The 13,506-nt window shown below is 68.8% G+C and carries 16 protein-coding genes; 10 read left to right on the forward strand and 6 right to left on the reverse strand.

All coding sequences use genetic code 11. From position 1 onward, the window contains the following. Window positions 1-167: 167 nt before the first annotated feature. Both ACIRST_RS41875 and ACIRST_RS41880 read left to right on the forward strand, forming a co-directional pair. Complete coding sequence (locus ACIRST_RS41875) at window positions 168-1,097, forward strand: hypothetical protein (protein ID WP_402809928.1); 930 nt, start codon at window positions 168-170, stop codon at window positions 1,095-1,097. A 30-nt stretch (window positions 1,098-1,127) separates the two neighbouring features. Beyond that, on the forward strand, window positions 1,128-1,394 hold the full coding sequence (locus ACIRST_RS41880; protein ID WP_402809930.1) for a hypothetical protein: 267 nt from the start codon (window positions 1,128-1,130) through the stop codon (window positions 1,392-1,394). 715 nt (window positions 1,395-2,109) lie between these two features. On the opposite strand, the gene ACIRST_RS41885 is transcribed toward ACIRST_RS41880, so the two are convergent. Both ACIRST_RS41885 and ACIRST_RS41890 read right to left on the reverse strand, forming a co-directional pair. Continuing rightward, window positions 2,110-2,688: a hypothetical protein gene (locus ACIRST_RS41885; protein WP_402809933.1), complete on the reverse strand. Its 579-nt coding sequence runs from the start codon at window positions 2,686-2,688 to the stop codon at window positions 2,110-2,112. After that, window positions 2,685-3,017: a Ku protein gene (locus ACIRST_RS41890; RefSeq protein ID WP_402809936.1), complete on the reverse strand. Its 333-nt coding sequence runs from the start codon at window positions 3,015-3,017 to the stop codon at window positions 2,685-2,687. Before ACIRST_RS41890 ends, ACIRST_RS41885 begins: the two co-directional genes overlap by 4 nt. An 876-nt stretch (window positions 3,018-3,893) precedes the next feature. Here ACIRST_RS41890 and ACIRST_RS41895 point away from each other — a divergent pair. The 4 genes from ACIRST_RS41895 to ACIRST_RS41910 all read left to right on the forward strand — a co-directional run bounded on the left by ACIRST_RS41895 (window position 3,894) and on the right by ACIRST_RS41910 (window position 7,562). Continuing rightward, the gene (locus ACIRST_RS41895; RefSeq protein ID WP_402809938.1) at window positions 3,894-4,046 is read left to right on the forward strand and encodes a hypothetical protein; all 153 of its coding nucleotides are present in this window, start codon (window positions 3,894-3,896) and stop codon (window positions 4,044-4,046) included. A 192-nt stretch (window positions 4,047-4,238) separates the two neighbouring features. Next, the gene (locus ACIRST_RS41900) at window positions 4,239-5,366 is read left to right on the forward strand and encodes a helix-turn-helix domain-containing protein (protein WP_402809941.1); all 1,128 of its coding nucleotides are present in this window, start codon (window positions 4,239-4,241) and stop codon (window positions 5,364-5,366) included. A gap of 57 nt (window positions 5,367-5,423) precedes the next feature. Further along, window positions 5,424-5,858, forward strand: coding sequence for a hypothetical protein (locus ACIRST_RS41905; protein WP_402809943.1), 435 nt, complete (start codon window positions 5,424-5,426; stop codon window positions 5,856-5,858). A gap of 1,578 nt (window positions 5,859-7,436) precedes the next feature. Further along, entirely contained in the window at window positions 7,437-7,562 is a 126-nt protein-coding gene (locus tag ACIRST_RS41910) for a hypothetical protein (RefSeq protein ID WP_402809946.1), read from the forward strand. A 154-nt stretch (window positions 7,563-7,716) separates the two neighbouring features. Here ACIRST_RS41910 and ACIRST_RS41915 read toward each other — a convergent pair whose 3' ends face one another. Together ACIRST_RS41915 and ACIRST_RS41920 are read right to left on the reverse strand one after the other, a co-directional pair. Continuing rightward, on the reverse strand, window positions 7,717-8,541 hold the full coding sequence (locus ACIRST_RS41915; protein WP_402809949.1) for a helix-turn-helix domain-containing protein: 825 nt from the start codon (window positions 8,539-8,541) through the stop codon (window positions 7,717-7,719). Window positions 8,542-8,550: 9 nt separating this feature from the next. Next, window positions 8,551-8,799, reverse strand: coding sequence for a hypothetical protein (locus tag ACIRST_RS41920; RefSeq protein WP_402809951.1), 249 nt, complete (start codon window positions 8,797-8,799; stop codon window positions 8,551-8,553). 780 nt (window positions 8,800-9,579) lie between these two features. Here ACIRST_RS41920 and ACIRST_RS41925 point away from each other — a divergent pair. The 3 genes from ACIRST_RS41925 (at window position 9,580) to ACIRST_RS41935 (ending at window position 11,585) form a co-directional block, all read left to right on the forward strand. Further along, complete coding sequence (locus tag ACIRST_RS41925) at window positions 9,580-9,900, forward strand: hypothetical protein (RefSeq protein WP_402809954.1); 321 nt, start codon at window positions 9,580-9,582, stop codon at window positions 9,898-9,900. Between the two features lie 245 nt (window positions 9,901-10,145). Next, window positions 10,146-10,865 (forward strand): hypothetical protein, encoded by a 720-nt coding sequence (locus ACIRST_RS41930; RefSeq protein ID WP_402809956.1) that lies wholly within the window; start codon window positions 10,146-10,148, stop codon window positions 10,863-10,865. A gap of 390 nt (window positions 10,866-11,255) precedes the next feature. Further along, window positions 11,256-11,585, forward strand: a complete 330-nt coding sequence (locus tag ACIRST_RS41935) for a hypothetical protein (RefSeq protein ID WP_402809959.1) — start codon at window positions 11,256-11,258, stop codon at window positions 11,583-11,585. A 360-nt stretch (window positions 11,586-11,945) separates the two neighbouring features. Here ACIRST_RS41935 and ACIRST_RS41940 read toward each other — a convergent pair whose 3' ends face one another. Together ACIRST_RS41940 and ACIRST_RS41945 are read right to left on the reverse strand one after the other, a co-directional pair. Beyond that, window positions 11,946-12,650 (reverse strand): HNH endonuclease family protein, encoded by a 705-nt coding sequence (locus ACIRST_RS41940; protein WP_402809962.1) that lies wholly within the window; start codon window positions 12,648-12,650, stop codon window positions 11,946-11,948. Between the two features lie 240 nt (window positions 12,651-12,890). Continuing rightward, entirely contained in the window at window positions 12,891-13,079 is a 189-nt protein-coding gene (locus ACIRST_RS41945; RefSeq protein ID WP_402809965.1) for a hypothetical protein, read from the reverse strand. Between the two features lie 220 nt (window positions 13,080-13,299). On the opposite strand from ACIRST_RS41945, the gene ACIRST_RS41950 reads away from it, so the two are divergent. Further along, window positions 13,300-13,506, forward strand: a 207-nt coding sequence (locus ACIRST_RS41950) for a hypothetical protein (protein ID WP_402809968.1), incomplete at its 3' end; no start/stop codon positions are given.

Genomic DNA, 13,506 nt, shown 5'->3' on the forward strand with positions numbered 1-13,506 from the left:
AATCGGAGCAGTTAGATCCGGATCTTAACGTCGTGAAATGCAGAAAAGGGCGTGTCGATTTTTCGATTGGCGTGTACGTTCTAATCACATCCGCCGCAGTTGAGGCAGGGGGCCTCAGAACTTGCGCGGCTAAGAGGGGGTACATCTCAATGCGTACACGCCGTCCCGTGGCTGCTATCAGCGCCACGGCACTCGCACTCGCGCTCGCCGGCCTGGTGAGCGCGACCGGCGCCCAGGCCACGCCGCAGGCCGGGGCAAACAGCCAGGCGTCCCGTGCGGCCGAGGTCGTCCAGCGGGCCACCGGCACCGCGGACATCGCTCGCAGCGTTCCCGGCACGGGAGGCGCCACTGCTCAGATCTCCAGGCCCGGGGGGAACGTCGTCGTGACGGCGCCGGCCACGGCGAACGGCAGCGCCGCGGTCACGGCCGCGAACGGCAGCACAGTGACGCTGGCGCTTGCGGGCACGAATGGCGCGGCCGGTATCACCACGGCTGAAGGAACCACCGTCTATCCGGGCGCGGCCCGGGGTACCGACCTTGCGGTACAGGCCACCTCTGACGGTGGTGCTCGCGCCCTCGTCACACTCAAGGACTCCAACGCGTCCACCGAGCAGCGCTTCGATCTCGGGCTGCCCGCAAACGCCCGCCTCGTGCCCGCCGACGGCGGCTACGACATCGTCCAGAACGGCGGATCCGGCGCTGCCTTCTCCATGGGCCACATCGACGCGCCCTGGGCCAAGGACGCGGCCGGCAAGTCCCTGCACACCGCCTACCGCCTCGAAGGCAACACCCTCGTCCAGTCCATCGACACCGACAAGAACACGGCCTACCCCGTCGTCGCAGACCCGAAGTGGACCTGGGGCTGGGTCACCGGGACCGTCTACTTCGACAAGAACGAGACCGGACACGTGGCAGCGGACTCCGCTTTCCTGGCGGCAGTATTCGTGGCCGCCCCGCCGCCGTTCAACGTGTACGGCGTTCTGAACGCAGCGAACATTTCCAGGGTCGCCTGGAACGCCCAGAACGACAACCAGTGCGTGGAAGTCAAGATACCGCTGTTCACGGCCTACGAGTACAGTGGCGGATACTGCAACTAGCAGTCCAGAAGGGCGGGGAACTCTATGGGAATGTCCACGCATGCAATGGTGCCGCCGCTTCTTGTGGCTGCAGTGGTCCTGCTCGCCGTCAGGCTGGCCCGACAGCGGCGTAACGGCACATCCGTGCCGCTGCTGCCGCGGTCGCTTCCCGCACGCACCGTGTCGCTGGTCGTCATCGCTCTGGTGATGCTCTCCGGAGCGCTGGTAGGCCATCCCTGGGAAGCGATCATCCCCGCTGTCACACTCGGCGGACTGACGGGCGCCCTCGTGGACCTTCGCTACGGTTCTCCTCGCTGACGCTCATCCAAGGGTGCGGCCTGGACGGTTCGACCGTCCGGGCCGCACTTTCGGTTTGTGGCTGCCTGGTTCCGGGCGGCCTTCGGCAGGTGGGCCCGTGTGCGTCGCGCCTCGCGTGCCACCACCATCGCACTGCGCGGCACTGACTGCGCCAGGCCTGCCTGCCCCGTGGTGCTCCGCACCGGTCCTGACAGGGCGTAGGGAGCCCCCGGCCGCACCGGCGAAACCGCGTCTCGCCCTGGACGCCCGGCTGAGCGCGCTCAGCCCCGAAGGCCCGGGCGACCCGACCTGACCACGGACCTCGGCGACGGTCTGGTCCACCTCACCTGGCCCACCACCCCGAACGTCCACGCTCTCGAACGCCGCGCCCGGCTTCTCGGCTGGACCGAGGTCTACGACGACAACACCTCCTGGATCGCCCTCATCAACGGCCACCCCATCGCCGACGCCGCCGACGATCTTCCCCTGCTCTCCGCCAACCCCACCGACGCTCTCACCCTGCTGCGCCTGGCCGTCGACCGGGGCCTCGGCCGCCTCGCACCCGGCTGGGTGCTTCCCCGTACCACCGGGTGATGATGACTGGCGGTCCTCGGTTGCCGGCCGCGCCCGGGTGCCGGGCCAGCCGCCTGTAGGACCGCAGCGGCACGGGGTCGGGTGAGTGTCGCCGATCGGCGATCACCTGCTCAGGCGCGGTGGCCCGTTCCGGTCCGCGCTCTTATCCGCACCCTTGGACTTCCTGGAGTTTCGGCTTGCGTCCGCTGGTCGCGGCCGCGTCGGTCCTGCCCTTGACCGCAGCGAACGCGGCCTCGGGCTGTCGGCCGCCGCCGGTCGGCTCTGTTCTCCGGGCGGTGTCAATCCGGTACCACTGGCCCGCGGTCTGGAAGTACATGGTGAAGTCGGAGAACTCGGCGCCGTCCGAGACCTCCACCGAGTAGCGGACGCAGGCCCCAAGCGCCGCAGTCCGGTAGAAGGTGCTGCTCCGGGCGTCCACGAGGAGGATCTGGTAGGCAGGGATCAGACTGCGGTTTTCGATGATCAGCTGCCGCGGTCCATCGCTCTGCCCATCGACGTACCACGCGACGCGGTACGCGGTGGCCAGGCGATTGGCCAGCCGCTGATTCGTGTAGGCCTTGTCCGACGCGTCCGTCGACACGAAGAGGCTGATGCTGGCGACGACCAGGGCCAGGACCGTACCGACGGCAACGGCCGGATCCGTGACGACCCGCACTTTCTCCAGGGGCGGCAGAGCTGCCCATGCCTGACGCAGCGCTCGAAGCCCGTCGCGCGGGCTCAACCGACCGTGCAGAAGATCGGGTCGACGTCGTTCAGGTCGACGAACCCGGCGATGTCGATGGTGCGGGAGCGGCCGGGGGAGATCTGTTCCAGTTCGTTGGGTTCGGCGATCACGTACTCGCCGTCGGTGACCTCGTAGCCCTTCACGATGTCGGCGAACTCGACTTCCTTGCCGGTGCGCTCGTTGACGCGCTTGTTGCGGACCCGGTCGGAGGTGCCGCGCTGCAGTTGGTGGAAGCGCATGTGGTGGGACTGCGTGGCGGTGTAGAGGGCCACGGGGACGGTGACCACGCCGAACGTGAGCACGCCGGTCCACATGGGTCGGGCCATCGCGAGGCCTCCTTACGCCGTGCCGGGTCCGGCCGGCCGGTGCCGGGGGCGGGTCACGGCCAGCGTCACCCGCTCGCGGGCCAAGCGCACGCGGGGCTGGGCCTGGTGGGCGCCGTCGCACGGGGCCCGACGGGGAAGGTGCGGCGCCGCCGCCCTGCTGGGCAGCTGGGCAGCGGGATCCGGTCCGAAGGAGGAGCCACTGGCTCTCCCCGCGCCCGTCATGGCGGTCCTGGGCCAGCCAGGTCGGCCGTCGGCAGCGGTCTTCGGACTTGTCGAGCTCCCGCGGGTCGGCACCGGTGCGGGCCTCTCACAGCTGCCGGACGGGCGGTCGCGGTGACGTGCCGTCGGAGTCGCGCGGCGGCGGTCGGGGTAGGTGCGGTCGCCGTAGCGGACCTGCCCTTCTGGGGGCAATGCCCGTTCGGACCGTGTATGTCTCGCGCGGGGGCAGCCGGGGGCTGAAAAACTTTGAGTTTCATCCGGTTCGTACTTGCGCTGGCCGAAATGAGCGGCCTGCCACGACTTCAGGTCGATTGCCGGGGGTGCGGGTCCGAATCTGCCCCACGGGTGATCGGTACTGACCGTGTCCGGGTGGTTGTGGGATTGAACGGTCGTATCGGCGGTTCGTTTACGTGATGAACACTCGACACAGCGTGTCGGACAGGGGGGTAGTGTCCCCGTACGGATGAGCCCCGGACCAATGGCCTGGTAACCGGGGCCGGGGCTCAGCCGCTGACACATCATCACGATCAAGGAGTTCCGATGACTCTTGACCGCAGTGGCCGACGGGCTCTCATGCTCCCGGCGGCGGGATGTCCCGAAACTAACATGCCTGACCTGCGCGCCCGCGAAACCCGGCAGGCCGTTGACTGCTGGGCAATGTTGCGATTTGGGCTCCTGGTGGCCGTTCCCGGCGCGCTGGCCGTCGTCCTCCACGGACAGGCCGTCTCCTACGGCGGTGCCCTCGCCCTGGCCTCCGCCGGCGCCGTCGCCAACCGCTCCTACGTCTGCTACCAGCGGCGCAGCCACTGACGTTCCGTCGGGCCCGGGGTTCACCGTGCCGGTTCCTCCGCGCCGGTGCCCCGGGCCGGCAGCCGGCGTCCGGCCGCATCGTCGGACGCTTTTCGCACGCCCGACTGCGTCAGATTCCTCATCGCTGCGTTGCAAACCACGCAGCCGCCTCACCCTATAGCGCGAATTTTCAGTGGAAGGGACGACCCGCAGATGCCTGAGGCCCGGCAGATTCTGGTGTGCCAGCAGTGCAACAACGACTTCACCCGTACCAGCGTGAAGGGACGGCCCCAGCGCTTCTGCACGGCGCGCTGCCGTGCTGCCTCCAGCCGGGCGGCAGCGCGCCGTGCCGCAGCGGGCGGACACCAGCCGCAGCTCGGCACATACGACGTGACCGTCTCCAGGCTGTCCCACCAGGTCGTGACCCAGGCCCGCAGGCTGCAGAGGCTCGCCGACTCCCAGGACGACCGCACCGGTCCCTGCGCCGAGCTGGACCTGCTGGACATGCTGCGCAGGGATCTCGAAGCGCTCACCACCGCGGTGGTGCTCCAGGCCCGCGAGCGGAAGGTCACGTGGGCCATGGTGTCCGAGGTCCTCGCCGTCAGCCCCGGTACGGCCCGCTCCCGCTGGTCACCGGAGAACGGCAGCCGCTACCTGCTGCACCACGGGGACCGCCAGCGCACCGCAGCCGAGGCCGCCCGCCGACGCGGCACCGGCACCCGCCGACGCCGCGCCCCGGGCGACCACGCCCTGCCGGTCGGCAGCCCCACCGATCCCGAGGCGCAGCTCACCAGCGCCCTCTCCCACCTCCAGCGTTCCTCCGGCAAATCCATGAGCCGCATCGCCGAGGAGACCGACCTCTCGCCGTCGTTCGTCTCCCGGCTCATCTCCGGCGAGCGCTTCCCCTCCTGGCCGACCGTCCAGCACCTGGTGACCGCCTTGGGCGGGGAACCCGAGCACGTCCGCCCGCTGTGGCAGGCCGCCCGCGGCGAAGGGATCTCGCGGCCCTTCCTGCCAGGCCTGCCAGGTGCCCGCCGTTATGCGACCGCCGGGCTCCAGGCAACCCTCCAGGGCCTCTACCTGGCCTCCGCGTGCCCTCCCGAGCAGGAGGTCGCCAGCCGGGCCACCCAGCACGTGACCGTCTCCCAGGTCACCTCCATTCTCGACGGACAGGGCGTGGAGTCCTGGTCGATCGTCTCCGCCGTAGTCGAAGCCCTTCGAGGCCACCCCGACCAGGTCCGCCCCTGGTGGGAGCGTGTCCAGCTATCCCTAGACCCCACCTGGACACCGCAGAAGGCCAACCCCGGCACCTCAAGCCACTGCGCCGGCGCCTTCGGCTGACCCCCCGCCCGCGCCACCGCCCTCACCACCACCCCGCGTCCGATCCCGGGGAGACCCATGCCGACCGCGCCCACTCACCAACCCGGCCACCCCGCCGCCACCCACCGCCTCACCGAGATCGGCCTGCGAGCCCTCTACGAGCTGCACCACCAGCGCTACCTCGACTACGCCCACCTCCTCCTCGGCCCCACCGACGCCCACCTCGCCCTACGCGCCTCATTCGAATACCTCACCGAGAGCCGCTCCGACATCCTGGGAACCGCCAATCCGGCCGAACACATCTGGCAAGCCGTACGGCAACGGATCCACCTCCTCGCCGGCCCCAGGCCGCTGCAACCCGTCGCCCACCTGAAGCCGGCCCTCCAAGACGCCGTCCTCCTCCATCTCGCCCTCGGCTACCCGGTGACGGACGTCGCAGCCATGACCGGCACCGAACCAGCCCACGTCCACGCCCGGCTGCGCACTCTCGGTGCTCAGGCAACGCAGCGGTGACGGTCGGCTGGCGTGCAGCAACAGGACGAAGGCGGACAGTGGCTGCCGCCGTCCGTCACGTATCCGGCGGACCGGACAGCGCTGAAAGCCCGCTGGGTCCTGTCGGTGGCGGACCCGGCGCGCGATGCCTGGGGCGGATCCTGGTGGACCATCACACGGCACGACGGCGATGGCTGGCGCGAGTACGCCGACGTCGTACCGGTCATCGCCACCACTACGGCCGTGAAGGCTGGCACTTCCTGCTGGACGCACTGGACAGCCCGGACACCCGCGAGGCGTACGCCGAGCGCCAGAAGGCCTGGGAGAACAAGGCCCGCCAGGCCCACCGCGAGCTGATGTGGCCCCTGGCCTGCGCCGACTGCGGGAACGTGCGGAAGCAGGCGAACAGTTGGGAGTGCGACTCCCACGGCAACGAGCAGTCGATCCGCCACCCCGGTGGCGCGCTGCTGGACCTGCCAGGACAAGCAATAGCACCGGCAGCAGGAGGAGCGAGAGGCAGGCCCAGCTGGAGGAAGCCCGCGCGACCAACGCCACGCTGCGCCCACGCTGGACGTGCCGGGGCTCCATCGGCGGGAAGGCGGGCTCGCTGCTGGAGCTGACCGAGAAGGCCGACCCGACCGGCTGGAGTGCCCGCAGTGCGAGCGGGACAGTCTGCCGGAGTGCCGCAGTTCGGAATCAATAATTCCGAATTCGCGCTGCGGGTGAAATTCATCCGAAAGGGATTCGCTACAGGGTCAATTCGGATTGTGACATGCTTCATGGTTTGTTGGCGAGATGTCCATGTTTGCATGCCATTAGCGGTGGAAATCGGACGGCTCTCCCTTGGGGTGCCAGCTGATCCGATTGACAAAGGCCATTTGATCATCGATTGTCATCTCAAGGGGCGTTGCAGGTCCCGATGAATCGATTCAGAAGTCCCCGGCAGGAAACGGAGTGGGTGGATGAAAAAGGTGAGGGTTGCCATTGCGGCTTCGATTATTGCCGTGCCGGTCATGGCTGGACTGGCGGCCGCAGGCTCGGCGCAGGCGGCGCCGACGGTGAATGTCTGCACGACATGGAGCGATAGCAATACGTACGGTGCGTCTTGCAGGCTTCCTGTCGAAGGGATGACGTGGTATCACACCGTCGCAAGGTGTAGCAATGGCCAGATCATCTACGGTGAAAATAAGGCCGTAGGTCGAGGAGATTGGTCCTATGTATACTGCAGTAGCGTAAATTCCAGTCTCACTGCAGGCTGGGTTGAGGGTGGATATGTTGTCACCACCTGACATGGTGGCAGATTTTGATTAAGTGGGGGCGATGCCGGAATCCCGTGACATCGCCTCTTCTTTTTCTGCCCCAAAATGTATAAATCGAGCAGCCTGAGGTCCCTTCGATTCAAGCGTCACCGAGTCCTCTTCCCGACAGGCACGGCGCCACCGCTCGGCCGACCGCACCGCCACCGTCAGGTCGCGGGCGATCATTCCGTTGCTGTCATCACGCTCGAACCGCCGGTGGCATCAAGCCGCATCTGCTCCCGGCGCTGCTGTTCCTGGGCAGTGAACCCGCCCTCTGGGCAACGAAGAACCCTGTCCTCCCGTGCTCAGCCGCCAGCTCGACAACACCAGCCAGATCGTCTGGCGCAAGCACCGCTTTGTCCAGCACTCCTTCGCCGCCGCGGGCATCGGGGCGCTATTCGTCTTCGCCGCCTGGATGCTCTCCTGAAGCCGGTTGGCTGGCCGCGAGCCGCAGCCCGCCAACTCACAGGGGGTGACGAACCCTGGGACCCCGGCCCGTGCAGCAGGCCCGGCCCGGTCCCCCTTCCCCGTCAGTGTGTGGTGCGGCCGCCGGCGACCGCACCACACCCGTCAACCTCCTTCTACGGGGTTCGTTCGGCTGGCCGCTGCGGGGGGCGGGCCTGCTGGGGCACGGCTGGCGGACGTGACCGCCAGCGCCGGACCGGGACCGGGGCGTCCACGGCCGTGACCGGCTCCCGCACCAAGGGCTCGCCCAGGCCGCGGCCGATCGCCTCCTTCAGCGCCAGGATCTCCGCCTCGGCCTCGGCGAGCCGTCGTTCGACGGACAGTGGCGTACCGCCGTTGCGCTCGTAGGCGTCGACGCGCCGCAGGGCCTCAACCCATTCGGCCTCCTCCTCCGGTGCGACCCCGCAGGCCCGCACGAACTCGACGAGAATCCTCTCCGTGCAGTCCCGCTCGCCTGCGAGTACCCCGTGCATGGTGCTCTTCGGGAGCCGGCTGACACCGTCGCGCACGGCCCGCGCCTCCAGTTCCCGCAGGGACGGGGTCCTGGCGTGCAGCCACAGCCGCTTCATCGCGAAGTGCAGCTCACAGCGCTGCGTGATGTACCGCAGGGCCTGGCCCGAGGTGGGCACGGTCACCATGCCCTGGCCCCGCTTCCTGCGTCCGGGCCGGTTGGCGTCGGCACGCAGCCACAGCCGCTCTGCGGTGCGTACCGACCCGCCGCAGGCCCGGGTGTAGGCCTCGGTGACCGGCCAGGTGGGGACCGTGCGGCCCTCATCGGCGCGGGAGAGGGTGGCGATGGAGACGGGCAGCGCGAGTTCGGTGGTCTTCTGCGCCATCTGGCTGTAGGTGAGGCCGGAGCGCTCGCGCAGCTTGCGAAGCCACTGCGCGAGCACCCCGATCTCCTTGTTCTGCTCAGCCAGGGCGCTGTTCAGGCGCCCCACCGTGCTCTCCTAGCGGGTCCGGCGGGCGGTGAGCGCCTCGACCAGGCGGCGGACCAGCTCGATGCCGAGCAGGCCGGCCGTGGCCAGGGTGGTGACGACGGTCTGCACCGCCATGCCCCGCGCGGTGAGCGCGGTGGTGAGGAGGAGGACGACGACCACGACGATCGCGGCCGAGACCGGCACCTGGGTGCCAGCCGTCGTCTGGACCTCCACGCACGCCGCGGACGCGACGGCCTGGTTGGTGTGCTTCTTGCGCAAGCGATCTCCCCTTACCTGGTGCCACTCGACAGGGGGCCCACATGACGCCCGCTCGGCCTTCCAGAGCCGAGCGGGATGGACTCCCATGGCACAGCGTGCTGCGTCCCGTAGGGACAGTCCAGCCGCTCCAAGCCCGGTTTCTCACTCTGTCCCACTAGAAGTTGAGACTCCATCAGCAAGAATGGGCAGGTCAAGCAGGCGCCCTCAGGACACTCTGAGGCCCCGCCGACGCAAGTTCGTCCGACCTTGCAGGGACAGCGAGACTTGTAGAAGCGCAGTCTCTGGACCATCCTCAGGACTACCGACGGCGGGGCCCAACGGAAGGCCCCGTACGGTCGCCAGCGCCTCCAAGTCGATGGGAGGCGCGTGAACACGGATTGGAGGACGGGATGAAAGCCACAAACCCAACGCCCTTAACGTGGCCGGAGCCCCGCTCACAATCACCGCCCCCACGCGGTCGCGGCCGCCCCAGTGCTGCTCTCACAGCACGACCATGCCCTGGCATTCAGCCCCGGCACGCCCTACTGCGGGAGCACGCGACAGTGCACGCATTGCCATGCCAGCTCACATGGCGGCATAGGCCTCCTCGCCATGTCCCAATGCCATCAGGGCATTCATCCCGGACATAGAGCGCCCCCTCCTGCCCTCATCTCAGGGTGCCCCCACAGACGCGGTCTCCCCGGCCGTTGCCACTCGACACAAATAGGGGATCGGCTTTGCCTTGTTCCAGCAGGGCTGGCCAGGTGCGGCATCGCCGCACCGAAGCTTTCCAATGCCGTGATGTCCGGCCGACCGCATGGCCTGCAGAAGTCCGCCCTCATGCGGCCGGTCGGACGTCCTGGTACTCGCTACTTCAGACACCCACCGCCCCACCAGCTCGGAGACCAGGATTATGCCCTGCGCCGGGTCGTCCGGGAGGCGCTCGTCCACCTGGACGACGCCGCCGAGAAGGGCCAGCGCCGTCGCGAGCCGGCCCGCCGCCTCCTCCACCTGCGCGACGTCACCTACCGCTCCGGCCGGACAGCCCACACCCTGCCGCTGTGGCGGGGGCCAGTCGTGGTGGTCAGCGGGTGGACGCTCGGCGAGCCCGACAAGGACTGACCGGCACAACCGGCGTCGTGGGCGCAGCCCGAAGAAGTCCCGCAGCCGTTCCCACCGGTCTCTGCCCGCTGGGGTGCGCCGCTGGAAACCAGGGCGCCAAGGGTGATGAGCAGCGGGGAGCCCGGGCAGTATGGCCGGATCCCTCCTCTGCGTCGCGCACGGGGGGTTGACGGCCTTCGTGGAGGGGCATGTCGCCTCGGCCTGGACCGATCCGGCCAGGGGTGCCATGAAGACCAAGGAGCGCGTTGAACGATCAGCGGCAGCCCGAGTTGAAGTTGTCCTATGGCGGGGGATGGCAGCACTTCGTCCTCTACACCGAACCCGGCATGGGCGCTGCGATGTCCGGCCTGAATGGCACGGTGTCTGTTGAGAGGGACTCTCGATACACCCAGGAGTGGCTGAGGCGTCTGGTGCCGTGCGAGCCCAACCCTCTCCACACCCTTCTCGTGGGCAACGACACGATCCCCAAGTTGTTCCACCCGTGCGTCTACACCGACCCCGAGAGCCCGTCCGCGGTCGGCGGGTCGGGCTGCGTTTGCTACCAGACCTTCTACGACCCCGAGTACGGCCTGCCGGTGGTCGCGGACCATTACCGCACCGTCAGCGGCAACATCGAGACGTGGACGCGCACCACCTACGCGCCCTACGCCCTCCGCGAGGAGGACTCCTTCGCCAGCTTCATCATCGACGGCGGCGACCTCTTCTGGCTCCGCACCCGGGCCGGCATCCTGTCGCTGCTCCCCGAGAGCCGCTCCGGCTACGGCATCGGCTACGGCGGCGGCGGCCCCACCCAGCTCGCCTCGTACATTCAGCAGCTTCTCGACACAGACGGACAAAACACCACCGCACAGTCGGGCTGGGGGAACGCGGACAAGCAGATCCTCGACTGGGCCAGGGATCCGGCCAACAAGAACCTGACCCAAGAGCTCACGCTTCAGGACCTCCGGCGTATCCAACGCAGCTGACGCTCAGCCCAGCGTGAGCGCTGCCCGTTGCAGGTCCTGTCCAGCCCGAGGCCGATTCGTCTTACGGCCGTAAAGCGGACCAGGTCGATCCAGCGCCGGCGGAACCGACTTCCACGGGCAGGAGCCCTAGAAACCGCCCGTCCCGGCACGGGGTCTCGCGGGACGCCTCCCCGAGACCCCGGCTGGCTGGGGCCCGGCGGAACGGGCTGGGTTCGAGACCAGGCTGAACGTGATCGTCATCCGTGCGATCGCCCTCGCTGCCATCACAGACCTCCCGGGATCCGCCCCCCACGCTATCCCCATCTGGGCCTACCCGGCGTGGGGTCTCGACCACCGCGAGGCCGCTCCCAGCGTTTGAATAGGAACACTCGTTCGATTTATCGTGGAGGGGTGACCAGCGCAGTCTCGTTCTCCCGCTCCCATCCCGGCCGCCCGGACCACCAGCCCGGCGACGCCGAGCGGGCACCGCGCACCCTGATGTCCGGCCCCGGCCGCTGCTGGACCACCGAGCCTCGTTGGCGCTGGGCCGAGATCCGCCTCGGCGGCCGGTGGCGGCCCTGCCTGATCGAGAACTGGCGCCTGCACCAGGGCTCCACCACCTGGGTCGCCCTGGTCCGCTGGGGCCCCGGAATCGACGACTGGGGCTGGTACCTCCACCATCCCGACACGATCCGCCGCACCTCTCAGCCCATCGACCCCAACGGCCCGGCGAGCTGGTGAACACCGGCACCGACAGCGAGGGCGCCGCCGCCGACCTCGCCGACACCCTCTAAGCCTTCGCTCACGCAGCCGCACCCGGCGCCGCCGCCGACCTCTGGCTGACCATCGGCACTCCCTACGACGTCGAACAACGCACCCTCCGCCTTCCCGTCGGCGTCGCCGAGTGGATCGCCGAGGTGCTCCGCGACGAGACCCGGGCTCTGGAGGCCGGCCGCCACGGTGTCGACCGTGGCCGGGACGACGGCCATGACGTCGACGTCGAACCGGGATGGCGGTGGCGGCTGGGATGCGACCCGTCGGGTCCGGTCAGGGCCCGATGGCGGCGGTGGCCTGTCGGGCCCCGTGGTGCAGTGGGTGGGGTCAGCGGGCGAGTTCGACCGTGATGGTCTCGTCGGGGCAGTCGGCGGCGATCTGGTGCAGGGTGTCGGCTTCGCGCTGGTCGACGGTGAGGGACCAGCGGGTCTTCACGGTGGTCCAGTTGGTGAGGTAGGTGCAGGTGTAGTTGCGGGCGGGGGGCATCCAGTCCGCCGGGTCCTTGTCGGCCTTGGATCGGTTGGAGCGGGCGCTGACCGCGATCAGGGACCGCTCGTCGCCGAGGTCGTTGGCGTAGGCCTCGCGCTCCTTGGGAGTCCAGCCGTAGGCGCCGGAGTCCCAGGCCTCGGCCAGGGGGACCATGTGGTCGACGTCGAGAGCGGCGGAGTCGGTGACGGTGAGGCTGTCGTAGGGGGAGAACCAGGTACCGCCGGTGAGCGCGCAGCCCGGGCCGACCTCGGGGGCGTCGACGGCCTCGGCGAGGATGACCTCCTTGCGGGTGTTGCAGCCGTTCTTGTCGGCGTCGATCCAGTGCCGGAACTTGGTGCGCTCGTAGTCCTCGCGGTTCTCGTCTGCGACGGGCAGGGCGTCGATGGCCTCGCGCAGTCGGATCGTCAGGACCTGCCCGGGGGAGCGGTGGCCGTCCTTAGCCGGTGTGGCCGCAGCTGCCGGCGTCGCCGTGGAGAGGGTGGTGAGGGCGAGCAGGGCGCTGGCGGCGAGCGCGGTCGTGCGCGCGATGGTGCTGGTTCGCATCGGGGCTGGTCCGCTTCCTGATCGATCAACGGTCGTTGTGGATCTTCCTAGCGGCCACCGAGGGGCAGGGGAAAGCGGATCGGCACGGGGTTCACCCGCTCGTGCGAGAAGTCGTATCGATACGGTCCGACGAACACCGCATTCACCCCATCCAGCCGCCGATCACCACTCGGTCTCCGCAGCCGTCCTGACGTCGCGCAGACAGCGACGACTGGGGACTTCAGCCGACGGCGGCCAGGGTCACGGTGTTCGTCGGCCCGGTGAGTCGAAGAAGGCGGCGATGTCCTCGCAGAACTGCTGGAGCTCGGCGTTCGGCTTGGTGTGGTGTTCCCGGTCGAATACCTCTGTCAGCCACCGGCTCTTGTTTCCTGCTGGCACGCTGGGTACCCAGGATTCCAGCTCGCCGACCGGGACGACGAAGAGACCCACCGCGGCGCAGTGGTCGATGACGCGCTGTGCCGCGCCATACGCAGGTGTTCCGGAAAGATCGCGCAGGCCAGTGCGCTTGATCGCCTTCCAGCCGGTGGCGGGCTTGAGGAGATCGCCGATGCTTTTCGTCTGCTGCTCGGTGAGTTGAACGCCGGCCCTGGGACTTCCGATGATGTCCGTGATCTTCTTCTTGGTCTCTGCCGCGCTGTAGACGGTCGCCGTGGATCTGGCGTGGCTTATCAGGGTGTCCAGGTCGGCGCGGGCGGAGGCATCGAGGTTCCCGCCGAGAAGGCTGAGGGCGCTTCTGACCTTGGAGACGTCGTTCAGGAGGTTGAGCTTCCCCCGCTGTGCGGGAGGTGTTGATTACCTGGTCAGGATGGGGGTGGGTGGTTCGATGGCCACCGGTTCGGCCGTCGCTTGGTTGGCG

It is taken from the genome of Kitasatospora sp. NPDC101447 (genome assembly GCF_044767225.1).
Classification (GTDB): Bacteria; Actinomycetota; Actinomycetes; order Streptomycetales; family Streptomycetaceae; genus Kitasatospora.

Excerpts from the sequence above, each read along its gene's own strand:
- ACIRST_RS41880 (WP_402809930.1), top strand. The coding sequence starts at position 1,128 with ATGTCCACGCATGCAATGGTGCCGCCGCTTCTTGTGGCTGCAGTGGTC.
- ACIRST_RS41890 (WP_402809936.1), bottom strand. The coding sequence starts at position 3,017 with ATGGCCCGACCCATGTGGACCGGCGTGCTCACGTTCGGCGTGGTCACC.
- ACIRST_RS41895 (WP_402809938.1), top strand. The coding sequence starts at position 3,894 with ATGTTGCGATTTGGGCTCCTGGTGGCCGTTCCCGGCGCGCTGGCCGTC.
- ACIRST_RS41900 (WP_402809941.1), top strand. The coding sequence starts at position 4,239 with ATGCCTGAGGCCCGGCAGATTCTGGTGTGCCAGCAGTGCAACAACGAC.
- ACIRST_RS41905 (WP_402809943.1), top strand. The coding sequence starts at position 5,424 with ATGCCGACCGCGCCCACTCACCAACCCGGCCACCCCGCCGCCACCCAC.
- ACIRST_RS41925 (WP_402809954.1), top strand. The coding sequence starts at position 9,580 with ATGTCCGGCCGACCGCATGGCCTGCAGAAGTCCGCCCTCATGCGGCCG.
- ACIRST_RS41940 (WP_402809962.1), bottom strand. The coding sequence starts at position 12,650 with ATGCGAACCAGCACCATCGCGCGCACGACCGCGCTCGCCGCCAGCGCC.